Below are 20,905 nucleotides of genomic sequence, written 5' to 3'. Positions count from 1 at the left end.
CAGAATAAAGACGTTCAAAAAAGGAAGCCGAACAGTCTACAATTTTGCATGGAAACACTTTACATACTGAAGACTTACATCACCTGGATTGAGTTTACTTCACACCGACGCATTAATCCCTCATGCGTTTATAAAGTATTACAGCACTTGAGATAACGCCCCGAACAACTAACACGCATTCAATCCACCCCGTTCGCAGATGTTGATGTGTTTGCGTCGCCCCTTAGCGCTGCAACAGCCCGACCAAGCGGCTCACTTGGCTGTCCATGTCAAAATTGGCATCGAAGTACGCCCGCCCGGCTTCGCCCATTGCCGCTCGCTCTTGCGTGCCCATAGCCTTCAGGCGCCGAATATTGGCCACCAACGGAGGAACTTGCTCAGCAGGCGAAGTCAGGCCTGCGCCTGCTTCATCGATCACGCGCGCGCCTTCGCCGTTCATCGACGCGATGATCGGCCGTCCCGCTGCGAGATACGCCTGAATCTTGCTCGGAATAGTCTGGGCAAAAACCTCCTCATCAGTCAGCGAAACCAACAATGCCGATGATCGTTTGAAAATCGCGCTCATCGCCTCTACCGGAAAGCGCCCCGGCAGCACCAGATTGTCCAGCTCAAGGGCCGACTTCTGCGATTTGAGCCAGTCCAGACGACTCCCGCTGCCAACCAGCACAATGCGAATCTGCGCGTCATCACGCAGCTCTAATGCTGCCTCGACCAGTGTATCGAGGGCTTGGGCGGTGCCCAGATTGCCCGCAAACACTACGCAAAAATGTTGCGTGAGCACGGCATCCAGCTCAGGCGGCACAACAAACGGCGACTGCGCCCCCCGCGTGTCCATTGAGTTAGGGTAATACTGGATTTTTTCGCGTGCCGCGTACCGGGCAACCGGCTCTACAAATGCGTGCGACTGCACCAGCAGCGTGTCGCAATGGCGATAGATGACCTTAACCGCCTCACCCACCAGCCTCAACACATACCGGTTATGAATGAATCCGGTGGCAGAGAGACTTTCCGGCCACAGATCCTGCACCCACAAAGCAAGCTTGGCCTTCTTCAGCCACTTCAACGGAATCGCGGGAACAGCCTGCAGGATTGGCGAAGGGGCGAAGACCAGAATCGCGTCGAACTCTCGTTTACGCAGCATCCACGGTAAAAACAGCAGGCCGGCGAAGACGAACGACAAGTAGTTGAAAATCAGGTTCTTCGCGCCCCCTTCCCCTCTTGGCCAGAGCGGAACGCGCAGCACATCGATCTTCCCAAGGTAGCGCTCGCGTTGGGTGCCCTTGGCGCTATAGCCCTCAAATATTTTGCCATCCGGGTAATTGGGCTTGCCGGTAGCCACAACCACCTCATGGCCCTGCTCATCAAGGGTACGCACGATGTCGTTGATGATGAAGCTTTCGGGCCAAAAGTATTGCGAGACAACGAGAATCTTCATAGGGAATCGGGGTACTCAATCATTGATTCGAGCGAGGTATTCTGCCTGGCAAGGTGGCTGGCCAAGATCGGCCAGCCACCTGCGCACGCTTGAGCAAATTCAGATGCCTTTGACCAGACCAGTGATTATCCCTGATGAACATCCTGGGATGTCACACCGCAGACATCCTGATAAATCTGGTACATGAGCCGTGCATTCACTTCGATGGCGAAATTATCCTCAGCCCACCGGCGAGCCTGGCGGCCAAGGGTCAAACGAAACTCGTCGTCCCCTGCCAGTCGTTGCAAGGCATCAGCGAGTAATTCTGGATCAGAGCGGGGTATGGCCAACCCCGTCACCTCATGAATTATCGCGTCCGGTACGGGGTTCGCCACGGCAACCACGCTTGGAATTGAGTAGAACGCCGCCTCGAACACCGGCCGGCCCGCCGCATCAAGATGGGAAGGGAAGCACAGAATATCGAGCTGCGGATACAACCGCCGGACATCGTCTACAAAGCCCATCAGGCGCACATGGCTTTGCAGATCATGCTTTACGATGAAACATTCGAGATCGGTACGTACGTCGTGTGCAAATCCAAGCTTGCGCAGTACCCAAGCCTTGGGCCCGGAAAGATCCCGCGCATTCTCGCCAGCAATCCAGCATTCGATCCGAACCTGACGGTCCCTGAGGATGCGCATGGCATCCACAAGCTCATAAACCCCCTTCAGAGGAATGAGCCCACCCACGAACCCGACTCTTACGGGTTCATCCCGATCCCGTGGCGACCGTTGATTCAGCGGGCCATCAATACTCAGGCCATTATGCACAATGCGCAAAGGCAAATCGTTTGAAAGGGTAGAAGCGACGGTGTGGTCGATAGGCACGACCGCATCGGCAAAACGCCGCAATACTGCACTCACAAGCCTTGTACGCACGCCCTGACCGGGAGGACGTTGCAGGGACCGCACATGCACCACCATCGGTATGCGCAATAACCACTTCGCCAGTATGCCCAGCGGCAACAACGTCACTTCGTTCAGGTGCAACACGTCAAAGCGCTCATGCCGCAAGCGCCAAAGGGCGATCAGGGAAAAGGGCAGCAGGAACAACTCGCGCAGCAGAATGATCCAGCGCAAGCGTCGATAATAGCCATAACGGGTGTTGTCGAACTGACTCAACCCCTTGACCGCCCTGACATCCATTCCCGCCTGGATAAAAGCCTGGCAGACGGTACCGGAGGGGCTTAACACCGTGCCCTGCACACCGTAGGCGCGCAGACACCCGAACAGCTCGATCAGACTCTTGGATGCGCCACCGAATGCCGCTGCCGGGTGGAGGAACAAGACTCGCACCCGAACTACCTCTGGCCTGAAACGAGGCGAAGCGATTGAACAACCCGGCCAGCGGCCTGACCGTCACCGTAAGGCTCGCCATCTGCCGTGCCCGGCAGGTAATCCTGTTCAAATGCGCTGAAAAAATCGTCGCTCAGTGGCGAAGCAAGGCGGTTCCAGCCCATATCGATCAGTTCCAGCCACTCAGTCTCATCTCTCAACGTGAGGCAGGGCACCCGATGAAAATACGCCTCTTTTTGCACACCACCGGAGTCAGTGACGATCAGCGCGGCATGCTTCTCAAGCATGACCATGTCGATATACCCGAGCGGTTCCACTATCAGGATGTTCTCGGGCATGACTATCCCTTGATCAGCGAGGCGATTGCGGGTCCGCGGATGCAAGGGCAGGACGACTTTCAGCGGGGACCGGGACAAGCCATCAAAGATGCGCTGCAGACGCAGTGGATCGTCGGTATTTTCCTGCCGATGCACGGTCGCCAACCAATACGCTTTTGGGGCCAGTGACAACGTCTGAAGAATCTTGCTGGTCTCGTCGGCTCTTGCCCCAAAGTACAAGGCTGCATCAAACATCACGTCACCCACGTTGATGACGTGCGAACCGGTGATACCTTCCTGCGCCAGGTTCTGGATACCCTGCTGATTAGGGGTCAAGAGCAAATCGCTGAGGTGATCAGTCAACTTGCGGTTGATTTCTTCAGGCATGGCCCGGTTGAAGGAACGAAGCCCCGCCTCGACATGAACAATGGGGACGTGCAACTTGGCGGCCGCCAGCGCGCCGGCCAGGGTGGAGTCCGTGTCCCCGTAGACCAGCACCGCATCCGGACACTCCTTGATCAGCACAGCCTCAATGGCTTCAATCATGCGCCCGGTGTTCTGCCCGTGACTCCCGCCTCCCACCCCGAGGCTGTAGGCCGGTTTAGGGATCTCCAGTTCTTGAAAAAAAACATCCGACATATTTGCGTCGAAATGCTGTCCGGTATGGATCATGATTTCGACGCAGTCGCCTTGCTCAACCATTGCACGGGAGACAGTAGCGGCCTTGATGAACTGAGGGCGAGCACCGACGACGGTAACAATTTTCATAAATTCACTCATAAATGACGGTGTTCAGAGCAGCCGTGTGATTTCCGAGAGCAGAACCTTTCCATCATGCTCGTAATTGAGTTCACTGGCCGCGCGATGCGACGCTTGCTTGAATTCAGCGATATCTTCAGCGCTGAGCGCATTCATGGAGGCGGCCAGCGCTTGGGCGGTAAAAGAGTCAGCAACCACACCACAGCGATACTTGTTCAGCAGCGTAGCCATTTCAGTCGAAGGGCCGATGGCAACCCCGAGACGGGCCTGCACAAACTCAAAGAACTTGTTGGGCAACGCATGCTCATGGTTGAAGTTGACCGGTGGGAGCAGATAGACGCCCATGTCATATCCATTGAGCGCCTGGCATATCTGCGGCATCGGTACGGGCTCGATAAACCTGATCCGCGCGTCTGCGCTGGCAGCCTGGCGCAGCTCCTTCATGTAAGCCGCATCCGACTCCATCAGCATGAAATCCAGACTGAAGCGCTGATCCAGGTACTGCATCATCTCGATCATGACGCCCAGGTGACGAGACCGAATGGCGGCGCCATGGTGGATCAGACGAACCTGGTGTTCATTGACAGGCGATGGCGCCAGTTTCTGATCGAGTGGCGCGTTATGAACAACCACCGGTTGAACCCCATAGACACGCCCATATTCGTCGGCAATCCCCTGGCACACGGTAACCATGCCCGCGGCCAACGGCAGGTAGCGTTGGCAAAGCGTGTGGTTGTAACGACCGAACAGCAACCGCCACGCCCATTTATCGTCGAATTCCCGAGGCGAGTACTCGTGCGCATCCACCAGCACTGGCGTAGCACCCGCCAACTTCAACGCCAACGGCGCACTGGACAGATCATTGGCAATGATAAGGTCAAAACTGCTGGCGCTGAGCAGTGCCTGGGCGCTGCGGACCTGTTGCTGATTCCAGTAGTAGCTTTCAAACGCACCGGCCAGCAGCTTGGCCGCCCAAAACAGCTTCTTCGGCAGGCTCGCGGGTGATTTCTCAAGGTTTACGAAACGTATATTCGCATCAGGCTTTTGGCCATAACCGGCAACAGTCACCTGGTAATCGGATTCGAGCAGGCGAACCTGACGCATGACCCGAGGATCGCTATGAATAACGGAAAAAGAAATTATCAGTATGCTTTTCAAAGTAAAACCTTGATCCAATATCAAGCAATAAAATGACTGTGCCAGCGACAGAAGTTAATCCAACGCCAGACCTGCCAGGTAAAAGGCTTTTTGCCCGCCATGATCAACTCAAACTCACGTAACGCCTCTGCCTGGTCGAAAAACGGCAACTGCAGATCAACTCGCAGCCAGCTGCGAATCGTATCCACCATCGATGTCAACCAAACCTGTTCAGGAGTGGCAAAGCCGATCTTGTCGCGGCGATCCAGGACGTCATCGGGCACGATACCGCGCATGGCGGCACGAAACACGGACTTCGTCTCGCCCTTCGGCGAGATCAGGTAGGACTCTGGCAACGACAGCAACAGATTCACCATATCCAGCGTCAGGAAAGGTACCCGGCTTTCAACCGAGAAACGCATCGAGTTGCGGTCGCCATGACGCAGCAAAGCGGGCAATCCACGGCGCGTCAACGAGAGTGCCAGCTCGGCAACCACACGGCGACCCGACTCGGTCACGTCAGAGCGCTGCAGCGGAAAACGCTGAACAATGCCGCGCTCGGCAAGCGGCTCACTTTTGATCCAGGCGGGCAATGCGTTCATGCCATTCAATGAGCGCAGCACCTGGTTCAACGTGCCCTGGGTCATTTCAGCGACGCATCGCTTGGCCCCGCCCATCCGGCTGCGACCTGGCCACTTGGACCACTCATCAAGAAAACTCCAGGCTTCGACCAGTTTTCCCTTCTCGATCAGACTTCGCAGGCGCTGGCCTGGATAACCGCTATAACCGGCCATCATCTCATCAGCGCCCTGACCGTCCAGCGTGACGGTAACGCCCTGCTCTTTCGCCAGCTGAAACACCCGATACTGGGCGTAAATACTGGTGCTGCCGAAAGGCTCGCCCTGAGCCAGGATCATGGAATCGAGGTCGCGCGCGAGTTCATCGGCGCTGACCACCATTTTGTGGGGGACCGCACCCACGTGTTCATTGACTCGATCGACCCACACCTCTTCGCTTACATCACTGCCCCGCGCAATGTAGCTGAAGGTATTGATCGGCACGTCCGGCTCGACATGACGCATGGCACACACAACAGCAGAGGAGTCGATGCCGCCGGACAACGCCGCGCCAACCGCGACATCACTGCGCAGGTGCAAGCGGATGCTTTGCAGAAAGGTTTCTCGGACATGCTCCGTGGCATCCGCGAAGCTCAGGTCGCTGCGCTCTTTGATCGAGGGGGCCCACCAACGTAGCGGGTCGCTGAGCGCGCCAGTCTTGAGGTCAACCGTAAGCACATGCCCTGGCAGCAGGTTCAACACCCCCTCAAAAAAGGTGCCGGGACCACTTTCATAATCGCCGTGAACCAGATAATCGTAGGCACGCTGCCAGTCCAGAGTCGCCTTTTCGCGCTTCAACGCTTTGATCGCCGCCACTTCCGAGGCGAACAGGAACGCACCTTGTTCCTGGCTATAAAAGAAGGGTTTGATGCCAAACGCGTCACGCACGCACGTCAGCGTCGCCGCTACCCGGTCAAACACCGCAAAAGCGAACATGCCCGTCAGGCGTGGCAGGCACGCTCTGCCCCACTGCTTCCATGCGGCCAGCAGCACTTCGGTATCAGAGTCGGAAACAAAGGGGTGCCCGAGCGAGCGGAGTTCCTCGCGCAGTTCGCGGTAGTTGTAGATCTCGCCATTGAAAACGATCGATAGCGCCCCCTCAGCGCAATGCATCGGCTGATGCCCAGCCGATGACAGATCAATGATCGACAGGCGCGTATGTCCCAGGCCGACGACGGCGTTTGCCGCCTCGAACAGCTCGTACCCCCGGTCATCCGGCCCCCGTAGGCGCATGGCGTCGAGCGCCCTGGCCAGGCTGTCATCCACCAAGGATGACCGTGTCGGCCACCATCCCCCTGCAATACCGCACATGGCTATCCAATCTCCAGAAACAAGGTTAAGCCTGCCGAATCACACATTAGACCGTCGACCGACACGCTGGCGAACCTGCAGCAACAGCGCACGAATATCTGCAAGTGGCAGCAGGCCACTCGCCACCACGACAATCGACAGTGCAATCAACAGCAACGATTTCAACATCAGGGTCAGCGGCAAATAGAGATCCCATTGATCCAGCTGCGCGCTCACCCAGGCACAAATAATGAAGGCCACCACGCCAGACGCGCAGGCACGCCAGTTATAGGGAATCCGATAGAGGCGCTGACTGACCAACAGCCAGGCCACAAAGAACACCAGCGCGGCCAGAAGTGTCGCCGTTGCAGCCCCGTAAACGCCCCACAACGGCACCAGCAGCCAGTTGGCCCCGGCACTGACCGCCGCTGACAGCAGCGTTACCCACAGCTGCCAGATGGTTTTTTTCTGGATGGCGATGCCCGGCGCAAAAATATACATCTGAGACAGAAGCAACGCGGGGGCGAGGAAGGCAACCAGCGAGGCGCCTCCGAGATAATCCGCGGTTGCGAACACAGTCAAGAGCTCGCGGGCAAACACCGCCAGGAACAGGCAGCCGGCCAGCGCTACAGCAACAAACCAGCTGAATAACCGGGCAATCTGTCCCGGTGTCTCCGGTTCCCGGTAATGCTGGTAGACCAGTGGCGTCAGTGCGGCCTGGATACCGAGCAGCAGCAAGGCGGAAAGGCCCGCGACACGGCTGCCAATACCGAACAGGCCGACGTCCTGCAGTGAGCCAAAATGCATCAGCGCAACGCGGTTGATATACAGGCTGACAAACACCGCCAGGCCGGCCGGAACCAACGGCATGGAGAACTTCAGCATCGCCGCGAGCCTTTCAACATCGAAGGAAAAGCCGAATGTGGTGCGTAGAAGCCAAAGACAGATCAGTGTTGAGCACAACGCGGCCAGTAGCTGGCCAAGCATCACCCCTTCCAACCCCTTGCCAAGCAGCAGACAGAACACCACGGCAAAAGCCAATGTCATCAATGCATAGCCGAAACTGACCATGGCATAAGCCTTGCTGCGCAGCTCCCAGCGAAACTGGTTGAGCAGCAAATAGTAAATGCCATTGATGGTGATAAAACCCAGGCCAAGGCGAAAGGTGTCGAGGTACGCCGCGTCGCCGAGCACCAACAGGTTCAGGCGCGACGAAGCCAACAGGCCCGCCAGCAGAAACACACTGTACATGCCCAGCGTGAACCAAAAGGTCGTGCTGGCCAGCGTGCGCCTTTCGGAGGGTTCCTTTATGTCTCCCCAGTAACGCGCCAACCCCTGCGACACTTCCAGCGCAACGGTTAGATTCACCAGCGCGCCCAGGGTGATGAGCAAGTCAAAAGCCCCGTAATCGCCGGTCGAGAGTACCCGTGTGTAGAGTGGCAGCAGAAAGATAGCCAACCCTCGGGACAGGACGGAGGCCAGACCGTAGATCAGGCTGTCACGCAAAATCGCCTTAAGCATTGGGGACTTGATCCTCGCCCTTGACCAACGCCAGAAGCGCGCGCTCCAGGACTGGTTTATCCCCCACTGCCAAATCGCTGACACCCAACTGATCGACTACGCCATTTACCAGAAAACGCACATGAGAATCGGGGGCGCAACACCCGCCGACGTAGTCAATGTTCGCAGGGTCAAACCACCATTCTGCGCGAGGAACGCCCTCAAGAAGATCCAGGTAACGCCTGGCAACGACCGCACACGACCAGCGCTCTTCAACGAAAAGCTGCGCACGCCGGCCCAACGCCATCCTGTACTCGGGATCGCAAACCAGCTTCTCTATAGCGGATTCCAGATCCTGCGGTAGCACGTACAAGCTGGGTGGCACGTCTTCGGCCTGGATATAACGGGAGACATGCTCGGCCATGTAGCCTGCGATGACACAAGGTTTACCAAAACGAGCCGCCTCGGAACCAAAAACGGCAAGCGGGATGTCCGAATACAGTTGATCCACAACGAAATCACAATGGGCCAACTGCTTGAGTACTTCCTGATTACTGACACCCTGGAGCTTGATGAACTCGATCGGATGCCCCCGGGCGATCAACCCATCGATAACCTCACCTATCCTCTGGCTGCCTTTGGCCAGGGGACTTGAGGGACTGTGCAAAATCGTCACTTTTCCCGCTGCGGGCTTTGCATCAATACCACCAGGCGCATCAAAGGCAGCCGGCACGCCCATAGAGAACCAGTTTATAAAGGGTTGCTCATGGAAATGGGAACTGCTCGGCGAACTGACAATGAAGTCAGCGTAACGCTCATGCAGGGCGATACGCTTTTTCAGGGTTTTGACCACCCGTCCCAATTTATGAAAATCAGGCGACTCTGGCACACAGGGATAAACAGACCCATCCAGATAAGGGGGACGGAAGTCACTGCCCACGTTAATGAACACCACTTTCTTCCTGAACGCCTTGAGCAAAAACAGTTCGAGATGAGAGTCCGTTAACGTACGACCGTAGAGGAAAATATAAGCGTCGTAGCAAAAAACCGACCCTAGAAAAACCAGCCAGCTCCAGGCTTTGTGCAGCAGTACGTAAAAGATCTTGCGCAACAATTGACGTGATTGTGTCGCGGCCCGACGCGCACCGATTGCCTGCCAGGCACGGATCAGCCACGAGTCACGCGCCCCGCCGTAGGAAAAGATATGCCTGCTCTCCAACACCAGGTCAGCCGAGATGCCATTTTCGGCAAAGCCCTTGGCCAGACCTTTGGCAACACCGGCGATTTCTACCGGGCCGATCAAAACCCTCATACCACCTCCGGGATGAGACTTGAGCAGGAGAGCATCGTAATCATCGGCTGCGAATCAACTTGGCCGGAACACCAGCGACGACAGAGTATTCAGGGAAGGTCTTGGTCAAGACGGCACCTGCTCCCACCTTGCTGCCCTTGCTGACGGTTACGCCGTTCATGATGATTGCGCCAATACCAATGTTTACATCGTCTTCAATGACAACTTTGGCAAAGCTCAAGCTCTGAAACATGATAGGTACGTCACGCCCGCTATCTTCGTGATACGCCGCATGGATTTTCACCCCTGGGCCTATACCCACGCAGTCACCGATTTCAATGCCGCCGGCACCATGCAGAAAACAGCCTTGGCCAATCCACACATTGTTTCCTAGAACAATCTTGTCCTTGTAATAACCTTTCAAGATCGTGTCGTGACCGATGTAGACATTATCCCCAAGCTCGATATTTTCCGGGTGAAAGACCCGGACGCCATCTTCAATAATGACATTCGTCCCTACACGCGCAAACTTGCTCAGGTCAGGAGTACCTGGCCCTTCTGATCGATATGCTTTCATTGCCCACCTCGAATACTGTCGATTAAACGACCCAGTCCGGACTCCAGGGAAATAGCACCCCGTCCTTTGCAATACATACTGGATTTAGCACCGTCTACATGATTGAAAACAGGCTCAATATTTAGAATCCGCCCCGCGAGCAGCGCAATCTCCTGAATACTGACGATCTCGCTTCCACCCAACACATGCACGCCCTCGACTCGCCCTAGCGTCATTGCACAGAGCTGATCGCACAGGTCATCAATATGTTGCGGGTTGATGAGCGGGCACGAAGCATGAATCGAAATATCAATCGGCTCGCGGTTCAGGATGCGCTGGATCAACCTTGGCATCAGGCGCTCCCGGGACTGACCTTCACCGTAGGGGTAATACAAACGCGCAACTGCAGATGGCCCTCGATAATGCAGGCGGACGACCTCGTCCCCGAGGTACTTGCTTAAAGCATAATCACCCACAGGGGCTGCCGGACTATCGAACACCGCCGGGCCATCCGAATAACCGTATACAGCGCCACTGGATACATTGAGCAAATAAGGGGGTGTTGCGCGCGCCTGCAACATCGCACACAGGTTAATGATCCCCTGTACGTTTACGGTGAACAGCTTTTCTCGATCCGTCCCCACATAAGCGGCGCAGTTGATCACCGCATCGTGATCCTCAAGGCAGCCAAATGACTCCGGAATGACAAGATCAATATCGCTGCGACCGTAGGCTCGAACCTGATGCCCCTCGGCAGTCAGTCTAGAGACCAGGTGACTGCCGACAAATCCGTTTGCGCCTACGATTCCAACATTCATATTTAACACCTGATAAAACCAGACCAGCCAATACCGTGTTTCTGTACCGTCCAGGTTGCCCGCTGAAACTGACACGCCTACGACTAATTTCAAACCCGGTATTGGCTCACCCAGACGTTACATACGCTAGAACCAATTCAGGCTTGAATACGCATGAGGGGCAAGATAAATCAGCATCCGCCAACCTGAATCAAGGCTTACACCCTATTAGTCGATGCGCTGTTTGTACCAGGCCAGGGTGTCCGCCAGGCCTTTATCGAACGGCGTCAGAGAGTACTGGATAAGGCCCTTTACCTTTTCGTTACTGGCATTGTGGCAAAGCACATCCGAATGGCGTCCCGGTTTGCGCAGGATCTCACCGCTATAGTCGAAAGCTTTGCAGATACGCTCAATCAGCTCCGTGATGGAAATCTGATTGTCGGTGGAAATGTTGACGGTCTCACCCGACGGCAGCACGGAGTACAGCTTCACAACGGCATCTACCGTGTCCTGCACATAGATGAAATCGCGGCTCTGAGTACCCTCGCCATGAATCTCAGGCGTACCGCCTTTCAGCAAGCGCATGGCGGTAATCGGGATCACACCGGCGAGCATGCCCTTGTAGTTCTGGCGTGGCCCGTAGTTGTTGAACGGCCTCACGATGAAGGCATCCAGCTCAAACATCCGTACATAGCTTTCCACTGCCAGGTCGGCAGCAGCTTTACCCGCAGCATACGTGGTGGTTGGATTGCGTGGATGAGCTTCGTCCATCGGCTCGTAAACAGCAGAGCCGTAAACTTCCGAAGTGGAGAAATGACACAGCGTCTTGAACAGGCCCCGGCGCTGCAGCTCCAACAGGTTAAGCGTCACGCGCACGTTGGTATCGAAAGCGTTGGCCGGGTTCAGGAACGAATAATTCAGCGCCTTGGTCGCGCAATTGAAGACGATATCAATTGAATGATTGGTAAAGATGTATTCCAGACTGGTGTTGAATTCCGCATCGTCGCGATAAAAGGTGACTTTGCCAGTCGCGAGAGCCTCCTCCAGATTGTCTTCCGAGCCGACAAACAGATTGTCGATCACGACAACATGCGCTGCCCCTTCGACCAGCAGCTTGTCCACAAGGTGACTGCCAATAAAGCCAGCACCACCGGTGACAAGGATCGTCTTGCCCCGCACATCATCCCGAATAGTCATGCTTGCACCGCCGCTTGAATCACTGCACAAATTTTCATTGCCTCAACACCTGCATCGACACCCGGCACACTGACCGAGGATGGCTGCCGGCAGCTCGCCATGAAGGCTTGCAGCTCGGACAACAGGGCTTCCTGAGGAGGCACCGCAACTGCCTCTTGAATCGCCGAGATGGTGTAGGGCAATACGCCGCCCTGCTGGGTCTCAGACTGACGGTTGATGATGATTTCCTTACGCAACAGATCGCAGTCGACAAACATGTCGGTGCAAGTAGCCTCGATCTGGCGCTTCTTCTTGTCGGTTACGCGACTCGCCTGAATTCTTGAGAAGCGGCCGTTTTCATGGGTAATCAACGCTGAGGCGAAATCGATCATGCTCCCGTGCGCGAAACCGTGAGCAGCCACGGACTTTGCCGGGCCGTTGAGGTACAGCGCCAGGTCAATGTCGTGAATCATCAGGTCGGTGACGACATCAACATCGGTGATACGCGAGCTCACTTTGTTGGTCCGCGTGAAGTCGATACTGATGATCTGCTCGCTTTTTTCCAGGACCACCTTCAGCGCCTGCACTGCTGGGTTGAAGCGCTCGATGAAGCCGACCTGGATATTCAGGTTGTTGTCCTTGGCGAAAGCTGCGACTTCATCGCACTCCTCCAAGGTCGCAGCAAGGGGCTTTTCGACGAAGATATTCTTCACCTGAGCGGCTACCAGGCGGATGTAATCGGCGTGGGTCACGGTCGGGGTACAAATCACCACCGCGTCGACGTTTGCGAGCAACGGGGTTGGGTCAACCACCCCGGGTATGCCGTGCGCTTCGCCAGCACGAGCTGCCACGGCAGCGTTCGCATCGGCGACAAAGGCCAGTTCCACGCCTTTGAGCAGGGACAGCACGCGCAAGTGATTGCGCCCCATATTCCCCAGGCCAATCAGGCCTACCTTGAGCACTTCTTCAAACATATCTCAAACGTCTCCGGAAACTCGATTGCCTTCCCTGTCGATCTTGGCGACCGCACGAGCAGGATTCCCCATGACCAGGGTATAAGGTGCAACATCCTTGGTGACGACACTCCCGGCGGCGACCATGGCGTACTCACCAATGGTAATCCCGCAGACGATGGTCGCATTGGCACCGATGCTGGCACCGTTATGCACGAAGGTCGGTGTGATGGACCAATCGGCGTTGAATGCGCGTGGCACTTTGTCGTTGGTGAAACAAGCATTGGGGCCAACGAAGACATCGTCACCGATCTCTACGCCGTTATAGACCGAGACGCTGTTCTGGATCTTGCAGCGATCGCCGATTTTCACCGCGTGATCGACATAGACATCCTTGGAGAGGATGCACCCTGCTCCGATCACCACATCTTCGCGGATCTGTACGTTGATCCAGACCTTGGTGCCCAGGCCAATACTGGCTTTGTCCGAGACGTTCGCGGTCGGATGGATGTAGACATCATTTGCCATGATCGCCTCCGGCCAGCGTTGCACGGACCACGGACGCCACGCGTTGCAGCTCCTCATCGGTCATGTACGGGAACAGCGGCAAGTTAAGCACCGATGCACACAGTCGCTCGCCGACCTGGCCCCCAAAGTGCCCTTTGATATAGGCGGCAGCGCCTGGCTGGCTGGACATGACGCCAGGGTAGATGTTCGCAAAACCGATCTCGGCCGCCTTGAGTGCAGACTCCAGGGCGAGCTTGGTATCCGCGTCAGGCACCAGGCAGACATTGCAGTAACCATTTTCTGTGTATGCGGCCGGGGCCGACATCAGCTCGATGCCAGTCGAAGGCAGAGCGTCTCGGTAAAAGGCGACCGCCTTGCGACGGGACGCAAGGCGTTCCTCGATATGCCCGATGGACAAATTGAGGAACGCCGCCTGCAGCGAATCCAGGCGCGAATTCCAGCCCACGTCGCCGTACCCGTAATGAGCCGTGCGCCCATGATTACCGAGACGTCGAACCTTGTCGGCAAGCGCCGCGTCATCGGTAAACACTGCACCGCCGTCGCCCGCACCACCAAGAACCTTGGCTGGGTAGAAGGAGGTAGTGGAAATGAACGCCCCCTTGCAGATCGGCTCACCCGCGAATTCAGCACCGTACGATTGAGCACCGTCCTCGATCAGGCATACAGCGTGTTTTTTGCACAGATCACGCAGATCCTGCAGGCGCGCACTGCCCCAGCCATACAGGTGGGCAATGATCGCAGCCTTGGGCGATGCCTCGCGAATGGCCTGCTCGAACGCAGCAAAATCGACGCCTCCATCAGTGATATCAGCATCAATGGTGACTGGTTTTGCGCCTACATTGACGACCGCTTCGAAGGTCGCCCAGAAGGTCACATTCGGAACCAGTACCACGTCCCCCTCCCCCACGCCCACTGCACGCAGGGCCAGCTGAAGAGCATCCGTGCCGTTTGCACAGCTCACGGCATGAGCCACCTGCAAATCCGACTGCAAGCGTGACTCCAGGGCAGCGACTTCAGCACCACCGATGAACTGTGCGTTGATGGTCATCGCGTGGAATTTTTCCATCAGCGCGGCGTGGAACCCAGGCTCAAAGCGCTTGAGATCAATGAAGGGAACGTTAATTTTCAATCTCCTTAGATAAGCCCAAAAATGGCCGCCACTTTATCAGCAATCCGGGCCAATCTCATAACTAGTGTCACCCCCTCCAGGTGCCGTTTACCGACAATTTACGCCTGGAGGAATTTGAGCTAAAAACTTTTAAAATCAACAAGATATGCAATCCAGCAGTATCAGGGTAAGCCCACCCTGACAGTCAAGCCCGACCACCGGAACTCACTCCCCCAGGCTATTGCTCAACGCCTGGACAATGAACTGCAATGCCGCCTCATCGAGATAGGGATGCATTGGCAAACTCATGACCCGCGAGGCGGCTGCATCACCAACTGGTAGCTCGGCGCTATCATCCTTCACGGCCGGCTGGCGGTTGAGAGGGATCGGATAATGCACCGCAGTGGGTACGCCGAACGCCTTCAGTTGATCCTGGACCTTGTCCCGCGCATCGACCTGAACGGTGAACTGCGCCCAGGCACTGGTGTTGAATGTCTCTACAAAGGGCGCAGTAATGCCGACCTCTGCGAGCAGCTGGCTGTAGCGTTCAGCGACCTTTTGCCGCAACGCCAACTCTTCGGCGAATATTTCCAACTTGGGCAAGAGGATGGCCGCCTGCAGCGTATCCAGACGACTGTTCACCCCAACACGCACGTGATGGTAACGGCGATCCTGGCCATGGCGGGCGATTTGCCGCATGACAACAGCCAACTGATCGTCGTTGGTAAAGAGCGCACCGCCGTCACCATAGCAACCCAGTGGCTTGCTCGGGAAAAAGCTCGTGCTCCCAATGGTTGTCAGATTGCAGGATCGGCGCCCTTTGTAGGTTGCACCAAAACTCTGTGCTGCATCCTCGATCACCGGGAGGCCGTGTTGGGCCGCGATGGCATTGATCGGGTCGAAATCCGCACACTGACCGTACAGCGAAACCGGAATAATCGCTTTGGTACGCGGTGTAATTGCCGCCTCCAGCAACGCCGGATCTAGGTTGTAGGTGCGCGGGTCAACGTCGACATAGACAGGCTTGGCGCCCAGCAGCGCGACGGTTTCTGCAGTAGCGATGTAGGTGAAGCCCGGTGTGATCACTTCATCGCCAGGGCCTACGCCCAAGGCCATCAGGGCAATCTGCAAGGCATCGGTGCCATTAGCACAGGTGATGCAATGCTTGGCACCAACAAATGCAGCAAGGCGCTCTTCGAGCTCCGCGACTTCCGGGCCAAGGATGTATTGGCCGTGCGCCAGGACACGCTGGATACCGGCGTCGATCCTGTCTTTGATCCTGGCTTGCTGGATCTTGAGGTCAATAAACTCGATCATTGCCCGGCCTCCTTGACCAGCGTTTTACCGCTCAGTAGGTAGCGAGCACCGCTGTGCTCGCAAATCGCAATCCCATCGCCTTCCAGCGGCAGGTCCAATTGCTCGCCGAACTCACTCATCCAGCCGATTTGCCGAGCGGGCACGCCCACCATCAAGGCATAGGCGGGTACCGGCTTGTTGATCACCGCGCCGGCGCCAACGAAAGCATACTCACCGATGGTGACACCACAGACGATCGTGCAGTTGGCGCCCAGGGTGGCGCCTTTTCTGACAAGGGTGTCGCGATACTCGCTCTTGCGTTCGATCAGAGAGCGCGGGTTGTAGACATTCGTAAACACCATGCTCGGTCCACAGAACACACCTTCTTCCAACGTCACGTTGTCGTAGACCGAAACGTTGTTTTGGATCTTGCAGTTGTCCCCAATAAGCACCTTGTTACCAACAAAGACGTTCTGCCCGAGGGACACGCCCCTGCCGATACGTGCGCCACTGCAAACGTGCACGAAATGCCACACCCGCGAGTCGTCACCGATCTGCGCGCCTTCATCGACAATTGCGGAAGGGTGAACTTGATAATTCATGCCTGCCTCAGCGACTCAGGGTTGCAAGAAAAGGGTGGCCCTCGCCGTTCTGCGGCGTAACGATGGCGGACGAACGAATGGTATTTACGGTTTCGACGCAGTGACGCGCGTCTTCGATGCCATAGCCACGGCCGGCGAGGATTTCCCGGTAGCTGGTGGTATGCAGGTCGGTAAAGCCTTCGGAAAATTCCATCTCATCGCCATCAACCGTGATGGAGCGATAGGTTGGCTTTTTGCCCTTGACAGAATCCGGCAAGTCATCGGCATCAATGGACAGGAACCAGCGCACACGGGCGTTCTCGTATTCAAGGTAGCCAGCTGCTTTGTAATCATTGGCAAAGTGCACAACGTTACGCTGCAACTTGCCAAAGATGAAATGCAGCATGTCGTAGAAGTGCACGCCGATATTGGTCGCGATGCCGTACGACTTGCGCGGATCACCCTTCCAGCTCTCCATGTACCACTTGCCACGCGAAGTGATATAGGTGAGTTCTACATCGTACTTGCCGTCGCGAGACTCACGGGCAACCTTCTCTTTCAGGTCGAGAATTGCCTGGTGATGACGCAGTTGCAGGATGTTGTAAACGCGCTTGCCCGTCTCGCGCTCGACCAAGGCCAGTTCGTCGAGAATTTCAGGCGTGGGAACCAGCGGCTTCTCGCAAATCACATCGCAGCCAAGGCGCAAGCCGGCCGCGATATGCGAGTGATGCAGATAATTGGGCGAGCAGACTGCGACGTAATCCAAGGCGGTGGCCGGATCGCGCTTGAGCTGCCAGGCGTGCTCATTGAAACGCTCGAACTGGGTAAAAAACTCGCTCTGCGGAGACAGGCTGTCAATGATCCCCACGGAATCATTGATGTCATAGGCCGACACCAACTCGTTACCGGTGTCTTTGATTGCGCGCATATGCCGAGGGGCGATGTAACCGGCAGCGCCGATAAGGGCGAAACGTTTCAAAGGGAACACTCCAGCAATCAGGCTTTGATGATATGGGCTTCAGGGGTGCGGTACTTGCCGCGACTATCGATCACCAATCGTGCGTGCTGGCGAATCAGCTCATAATCGAATTTGTCGTGATCAGTCGCCAGGACAATGGCGTCGAAGCCCGCAATGTTTTCTGCGGTCAGCGCCTCGCTGGACAAGTCGAAGTGGTGCTCGCGCATCTTCGGGAACACCGGAACGTGCGGGTCACTGTAAGCCACGATACAACCCTTGGCTTCCAGCAACTCCATGATTTCCACGGAGGGGGACTCACGCATATCGTCCACGTTTTTCTTGTACGCGATACCAAGCACCAACACTTTGCTGCCTTTCAACGGCTTGCTGTTGTTATTGAGGCCGTCCATCAGCTTACTGACTACGTACTCGGGCATGGCTTGGTTGACTTCGCCGGAGAGCTCGATGAAACGCGTGTGCAGGCCATACTCGCGGGCCTTCCAGGTCAGGTAGAACGGATCGATGGGGATGCAGTGCCCACCGAGACCTGGACCAGGGTAGTAAGGCGTGAAGCCGAAAGGCTTGGTTGCTGCTGCGTCGACCACTTCGAAAATATCAATGCCCATCCGATCAGCGACAACTTTCATTTCGTTGACCAGGCCGATATTCACCGCGCGGTGGATATTTTCCAGCAGCTTGGTCATTTCAGCGGCCTTGGTAGAACTCACCGGCACCACTTGGTCAATTGCCTGCTCGTACAGGGCGATGCCGACTTCAAGGCATGCAGGAGTATGCCCACCGATTACTTTCGGAATAGTACGGGTTTCAAAGTTTGGATTACCCGGATCTTCCCGTTCTGGCGAGTAAACCAGGAAGATATTCTCACCCACCTTCAAACCACCACCCTCAACACGCGGAAGCAACTCTTCTTCAGTCGTCCCCGGATAGGTGGTGCTTTCAAGCGAAACAACCTGACCTTCGCGCAAGTAAGGCTTAATGGCTTCCGTGGTATTAATCACGAAGCTCATGTCCGGCTCACGGTACTTGTTCAGGGGAGTTGGAACACACAGTATCAAGGCATCACATTCGCTCACGCGCTCAAATGCGGTGGTAGCCTCAAAACCGCTTTGACGGGCGCTCTGAACTTTTTCAGCAGGAATATGTTCGATATAACTTTGACCAGCATTCAACCGAGAGACTTTAGCTTCATCAATGTCGATGCCCAATACACGAAAGCCAATGGCATTATAACGCAACATCAGGGGCAGACCGACATACCCCAATCCGACAATACCAATTAGGGCTTCTTTGTTCTTAAATCTGTCAACACTTGACTGCTTGATGCCTGACATCAGGTAAAACTCCATTAGCTAATTCTGGAACGATCAACACATCAACTATCCCGGGAATCACAACCCGATGCTGAGGCTCTCTTTTTCATACGCCCCACTCCAAACGCCGCCAATTGGGATTGACCCACCTGCGAGACAGCGTAAGCGCATACGCCTTGGGCAATGTATCAAAGGGCACATTATGCCGTTATTCTCCCTGCATAGCTGTAGCCAAATTGATGATTCCACAACAGCATCGGAGAGAAATACTTGTAATCATGGCGTTACAGCGAGCAAATCCAGGCAACGTATTGACGCTTCCCAACCGTGCCCACCTCTAAAAAGCCTATGATTTTTCTCACAAAAAGCTCATGCAACCCCTGCCTTCCGCTACGAAATGTCGCAGCGGCAAAGCGCCTTCCAGTATAGACCAGGGCAAAATTTCCAACAGGGCTGACGACTCGACACACGACAGGAGGACGCAGACAGGCTTTCAAGAGACTACAAACCCATTACTGCGCCTGACCTCTTAGCAGTTCCGCCCCCACGACTCATTGATGCGGCACAGAGACAAATATTCCACAAACAATTTCGCCAACGCACAACGTCACTTAACGCGAAACCATTGAATTAGAAATCCAAACTGCCATAACCCGAAAAGCGTTGCACTCACGGGTCAACACTCAAATAAGAAAAACCTAAAACCCTACCGGCAAAAAAGAGCACATTCACTGAGCATACAAAAAGACCAATCCAGCCAAATAAAATCCAACTTTCAAAGACCAATAGCTGAAGCCCCCAACACCAGCGTGTTAGCTCTGAATGCGCGCTTTCGCTGCACGCCTTGAACGCAGACGTGTTAACGAGCTGATAACAGGACCGAGACAGCAACCTATCAACAGAGCCAAGACAACATAGACTGCAACTGGAGCTTGAGGCGTCGACCAAGTAAAGAAAACAAGACTTACACGCTGATCATTTTCAAGAGTGAATACAATCACGACGGCGACAACCAAAATGAGCAGCGCGATTTCAACAAATTGCCTGATTTTACTCATCTAATCCTCCAAACTACGATCACAGACTACCTTCATCTTCCTCATCCTCATTCACCCGATCCCGCAACTCCTTGCCCGGCTTGAAATGAGGGACAAACTTACCGTCCAGGCTGACTGACTGCCCAGTCTTAGGATTACGTCCTACCCGTGGAGCACGGTAGTGCAGCGAAAAACTCCCAAACCCGCGAATTTCAATCCGATCGCCGGTCGCCAGGCACTGGGACATCTGCTCAAGCATGGTCTTGATAGCCAGCTCTACATCCTTGGATGAAAGCAGCCCTTGATGGGTGACAATTCGTTCGATCAACTCCGACTTCGTCATATTTTTCCCTTCTTTTTCAAGCAGCTAGGAAAAGCGCTTCGAAGGTTTTAGCATGACTTGATGAATTTGAACAGCCCACACATCAACTTATCTGCCGTTTGAATAACCACCGCTATGAGCGATCAACACACTCAATTGCAGATCACAAGCATGGTACGAGTGACTGCTCCAGCAGGGTTCCAACCGAACAAGTAATCACCCTCTTCGTCTTTGGCGTCGCTGGACCTGGTGATGACCTTATAGCCCCGCATCTTGCACTCGCGGGCGGCGCGCTTCTCGCACTTCTCCCAATTGCCGCCAAGCCCCGAGCAGTCAACCTCAATGCCGCTGACACCGCGCTTGACGTGAGTTTTGGCGCTGGTAGCGGCACAGCCTGCAAGCAATACCACTGCGAGCACTACGATAAGCCTTTTCATTGAAATCCTTAATAACACGGGATGGCTCTTATCAACACTATAGTCAGCTCTGACACCAAGCCATAACCCTTGGTTCTTGCGCGTGGATTCAACGAATTTCAGGCATAAAAAAGGGCGACCGAAGTCGCCCTTTTTTTACAGCCTT

Annotated in this window: 20 protein-coding genes; all 20 read right to left on the bottom strand. The window is 55.4% G+C overall.

Going from position 1 to position 20,905, the window contains the following annotated elements; translation table 11 throughout:
* Positions 1-223: 223 nt before the first annotated feature.
* The 20 genes from J1G35_RS05285 to J1G35_RS05190 all read right to left on the bottom strand — a co-directional run bounded on the left by J1G35_RS05285 (position 224) and on the right by J1G35_RS05190 (position 20,760).
* Entirely contained in the window at positions 224-1,435 is a 1,212-nt protein-coding gene (locus J1G35_RS05285) for a glycosyltransferase family 4 protein (protein ID WP_223013938.1), read from the bottom strand.
* Positions 1,436-1,560: 125 nt separating this feature from the next.
* Positions 1,561-2,769 (bottom strand): glycosyltransferase family 4 protein, encoded by a 1,209-nt coding sequence (locus tag J1G35_RS05280; RefSeq protein WP_223013936.1) that lies wholly within the window; start codon positions 2,767-2,769, stop codon positions 1,561-1,563.
* A gap of 5 nt (positions 2,770-2,774) precedes the next feature.
* A complete protein-coding gene (gene wecB, locus J1G35_RS05275) occupies positions 2,775-3,854 on the bottom strand; it encodes a UDP-N-acetylglucosamine 2-epimerase (non-hydrolyzing) (protein WP_223013934.1) in 1,080 nt (359 codons plus the stop codon).
* 24 nt (positions 3,855-3,878) lie between these two features.
* Positions 3,879-5,003 carry a glycosyltransferase gene (locus J1G35_RS05270; protein ID WP_223013932.1) on the bottom strand — a complete coding sequence of 375 codons (1,125 nt, stop codon included), beginning with the start codon at positions 5,001-5,003 and terminating at the stop codon, positions 3,879-3,881.
* A 20-nt stretch (positions 5,004-5,023) separates the two neighbouring features.
* Positions 5,024-6,910 (bottom strand): asparagine synthase (glutamine-hydrolyzing), encoded by a 1,887-nt coding sequence (gene asnB, locus J1G35_RS05265; protein ID WP_223013930.1) that lies wholly within the window; start codon positions 6,908-6,910, stop codon positions 5,024-5,026.
* Positions 6,911-6,949: 39 nt separating this feature from the next.
* Positions 6,950-8,410 (bottom strand): oligosaccharide flippase family protein, encoded by a 1,461-nt coding sequence (locus J1G35_RS05260; RefSeq protein WP_053132496.1) that lies wholly within the window; start codon positions 8,408-8,410, stop codon positions 6,950-6,952.
* On the bottom strand, positions 8,403-9,701 hold the full coding sequence (locus J1G35_RS05255) for a glycosyltransferase (protein ID WP_223013928.1): 1,299 nt from the start codon (positions 9,699-9,701) through the stop codon (positions 8,403-8,405). The genes J1G35_RS05260 and J1G35_RS05255 overlap by 8 nt, the downstream gene beginning before the upstream one ends.
* A gap of 40 nt (positions 9,702-9,741) precedes the next feature.
* Positions 9,742-10,257: an acyltransferase gene (locus tag J1G35_RS05250; protein WP_053132492.1), complete on the bottom strand. Its 516-nt coding sequence runs from the start codon at positions 10,255-10,257 to the stop codon at positions 9,742-9,744.
* Positions 10,254-11,054, bottom strand: coding sequence for an NAD(P)-dependent oxidoreductase (locus tag J1G35_RS05245; RefSeq protein WP_223013926.1), 801 nt, complete (start codon positions 11,052-11,054; stop codon positions 10,254-10,256). Before J1G35_RS05245 ends, J1G35_RS05250 begins: the two co-directional genes overlap by 4 nt.
* Before the next feature lie 207 nt (positions 11,055-11,261).
* Positions 11,262-12,230 carry an NAD-dependent epimerase/dehydratase family protein gene (locus tag J1G35_RS05240; RefSeq protein WP_053132488.1) on the bottom strand — a complete coding sequence of 323 codons (969 nt, stop codon included), beginning with the start codon at positions 12,228-12,230 and terminating at the stop codon, positions 11,262-11,264.
* Positions 12,227-13,183, bottom strand: coding sequence for a Gfo/Idh/MocA family oxidoreductase (locus J1G35_RS05235; protein WP_053132486.1), 957 nt, complete (start codon positions 13,181-13,183; stop codon positions 12,227-12,229). Before J1G35_RS05235 ends, J1G35_RS05240 begins: the two co-directional genes overlap by 4 nt.
* A 3-nt stretch (positions 13,184-13,186) precedes the next feature.
* Positions 13,187-13,690 (bottom strand): acyltransferase, encoded by a 504-nt coding sequence (locus tag J1G35_RS05230; RefSeq protein ID WP_223013924.1) that lies wholly within the window; start codon positions 13,688-13,690, stop codon positions 13,187-13,189.
* Positions 13,680-14,819, bottom strand: coding sequence for a DegT/DnrJ/EryC1/StrS family aminotransferase (locus J1G35_RS05225; protein ID WP_218187625.1), 1,140 nt, complete (start codon positions 14,817-14,819; stop codon positions 13,680-13,682). The genes J1G35_RS05230 and J1G35_RS05225 overlap by 11 nt, the downstream gene beginning before the upstream one ends.
* Before the next feature lie 204 nt (positions 14,820-15,023).
* Entirely contained in the window at positions 15,024-16,115 is a 1,092-nt protein-coding gene (locus J1G35_RS05220; protein WP_223013922.1) for a DegT/DnrJ/EryC1/StrS family aminotransferase, read from the bottom strand.
* Positions 16,112-16,696: a UDP-2-acetamido-3-amino-2,3-dideoxy-D-glucuronate N-acetyltransferase gene (gene wbpD / locus J1G35_RS05215; protein WP_223013920.1), complete on the bottom strand. Its 585-nt coding sequence runs from the start codon at positions 16,694-16,696 to the stop codon at positions 16,112-16,114. Before wbpD ends, J1G35_RS05220 begins: the two co-directional genes overlap by 4 nt.
* Before the next feature lie 7 nt (positions 16,697-16,703).
* A complete protein-coding gene (gene wbpB, locus J1G35_RS05210) occupies positions 16,704-17,654 on the bottom strand; it encodes a UDP-N-acetyl-2-amino-2-deoxy-D-glucuronate oxidase (RefSeq protein ID WP_053132477.1) in 951 nt (316 codons plus the stop codon).
* A 17-nt stretch (positions 17,655-17,671) separates the two neighbouring features.
* Entirely contained in the window at positions 17,672-18,985 is a 1,314-nt protein-coding gene (gene wbpA, locus J1G35_RS05205; protein ID WP_053132575.1) for a UDP-N-acetyl-D-glucosamine 6-dehydrogenase, read from the bottom strand.
* Positions 18,986-19,776: 791 nt separating this feature from the next.
* On the bottom strand, positions 19,777-20,022 hold the full coding sequence (locus J1G35_RS05200) for a LapA family protein (RefSeq protein ID WP_082340964.1): 246 nt from the start codon (positions 20,020-20,022) through the stop codon (positions 19,777-19,779).
* Between the two features lie 19 nt (positions 20,023-20,041).
* Complete coding sequence (ihfB, locus tag J1G35_RS05195; protein ID WP_053132474.1) at positions 20,042-20,344, bottom strand: integration host factor subunit beta; 303 nt, start codon at positions 20,342-20,344, stop codon at positions 20,042-20,044.
* Between the two features lie 131 nt (positions 20,345-20,475).
* On the bottom strand, positions 20,476-20,760 hold the full coding sequence (locus J1G35_RS05190) for a hypothetical protein (protein WP_053132471.1): 285 nt from the start codon (positions 20,758-20,760) through the stop codon (positions 20,476-20,478).
* Positions 20,761-20,905: the final 145 nt, after the last annotated feature.

It is taken from the genome of Pseudomonas sp. SH10-3B (genome assembly GCF_019891415.1).
Classification (GTDB): Bacteria; Pseudomonadota; Gammaproteobacteria; order Pseudomonadales; family Pseudomonadaceae; genus Aquipseudomonas.
Note: the sequence above shows the minus strand (reverse complement) of the source record. Positions and strands in the feature narration are given on the sequence as shown.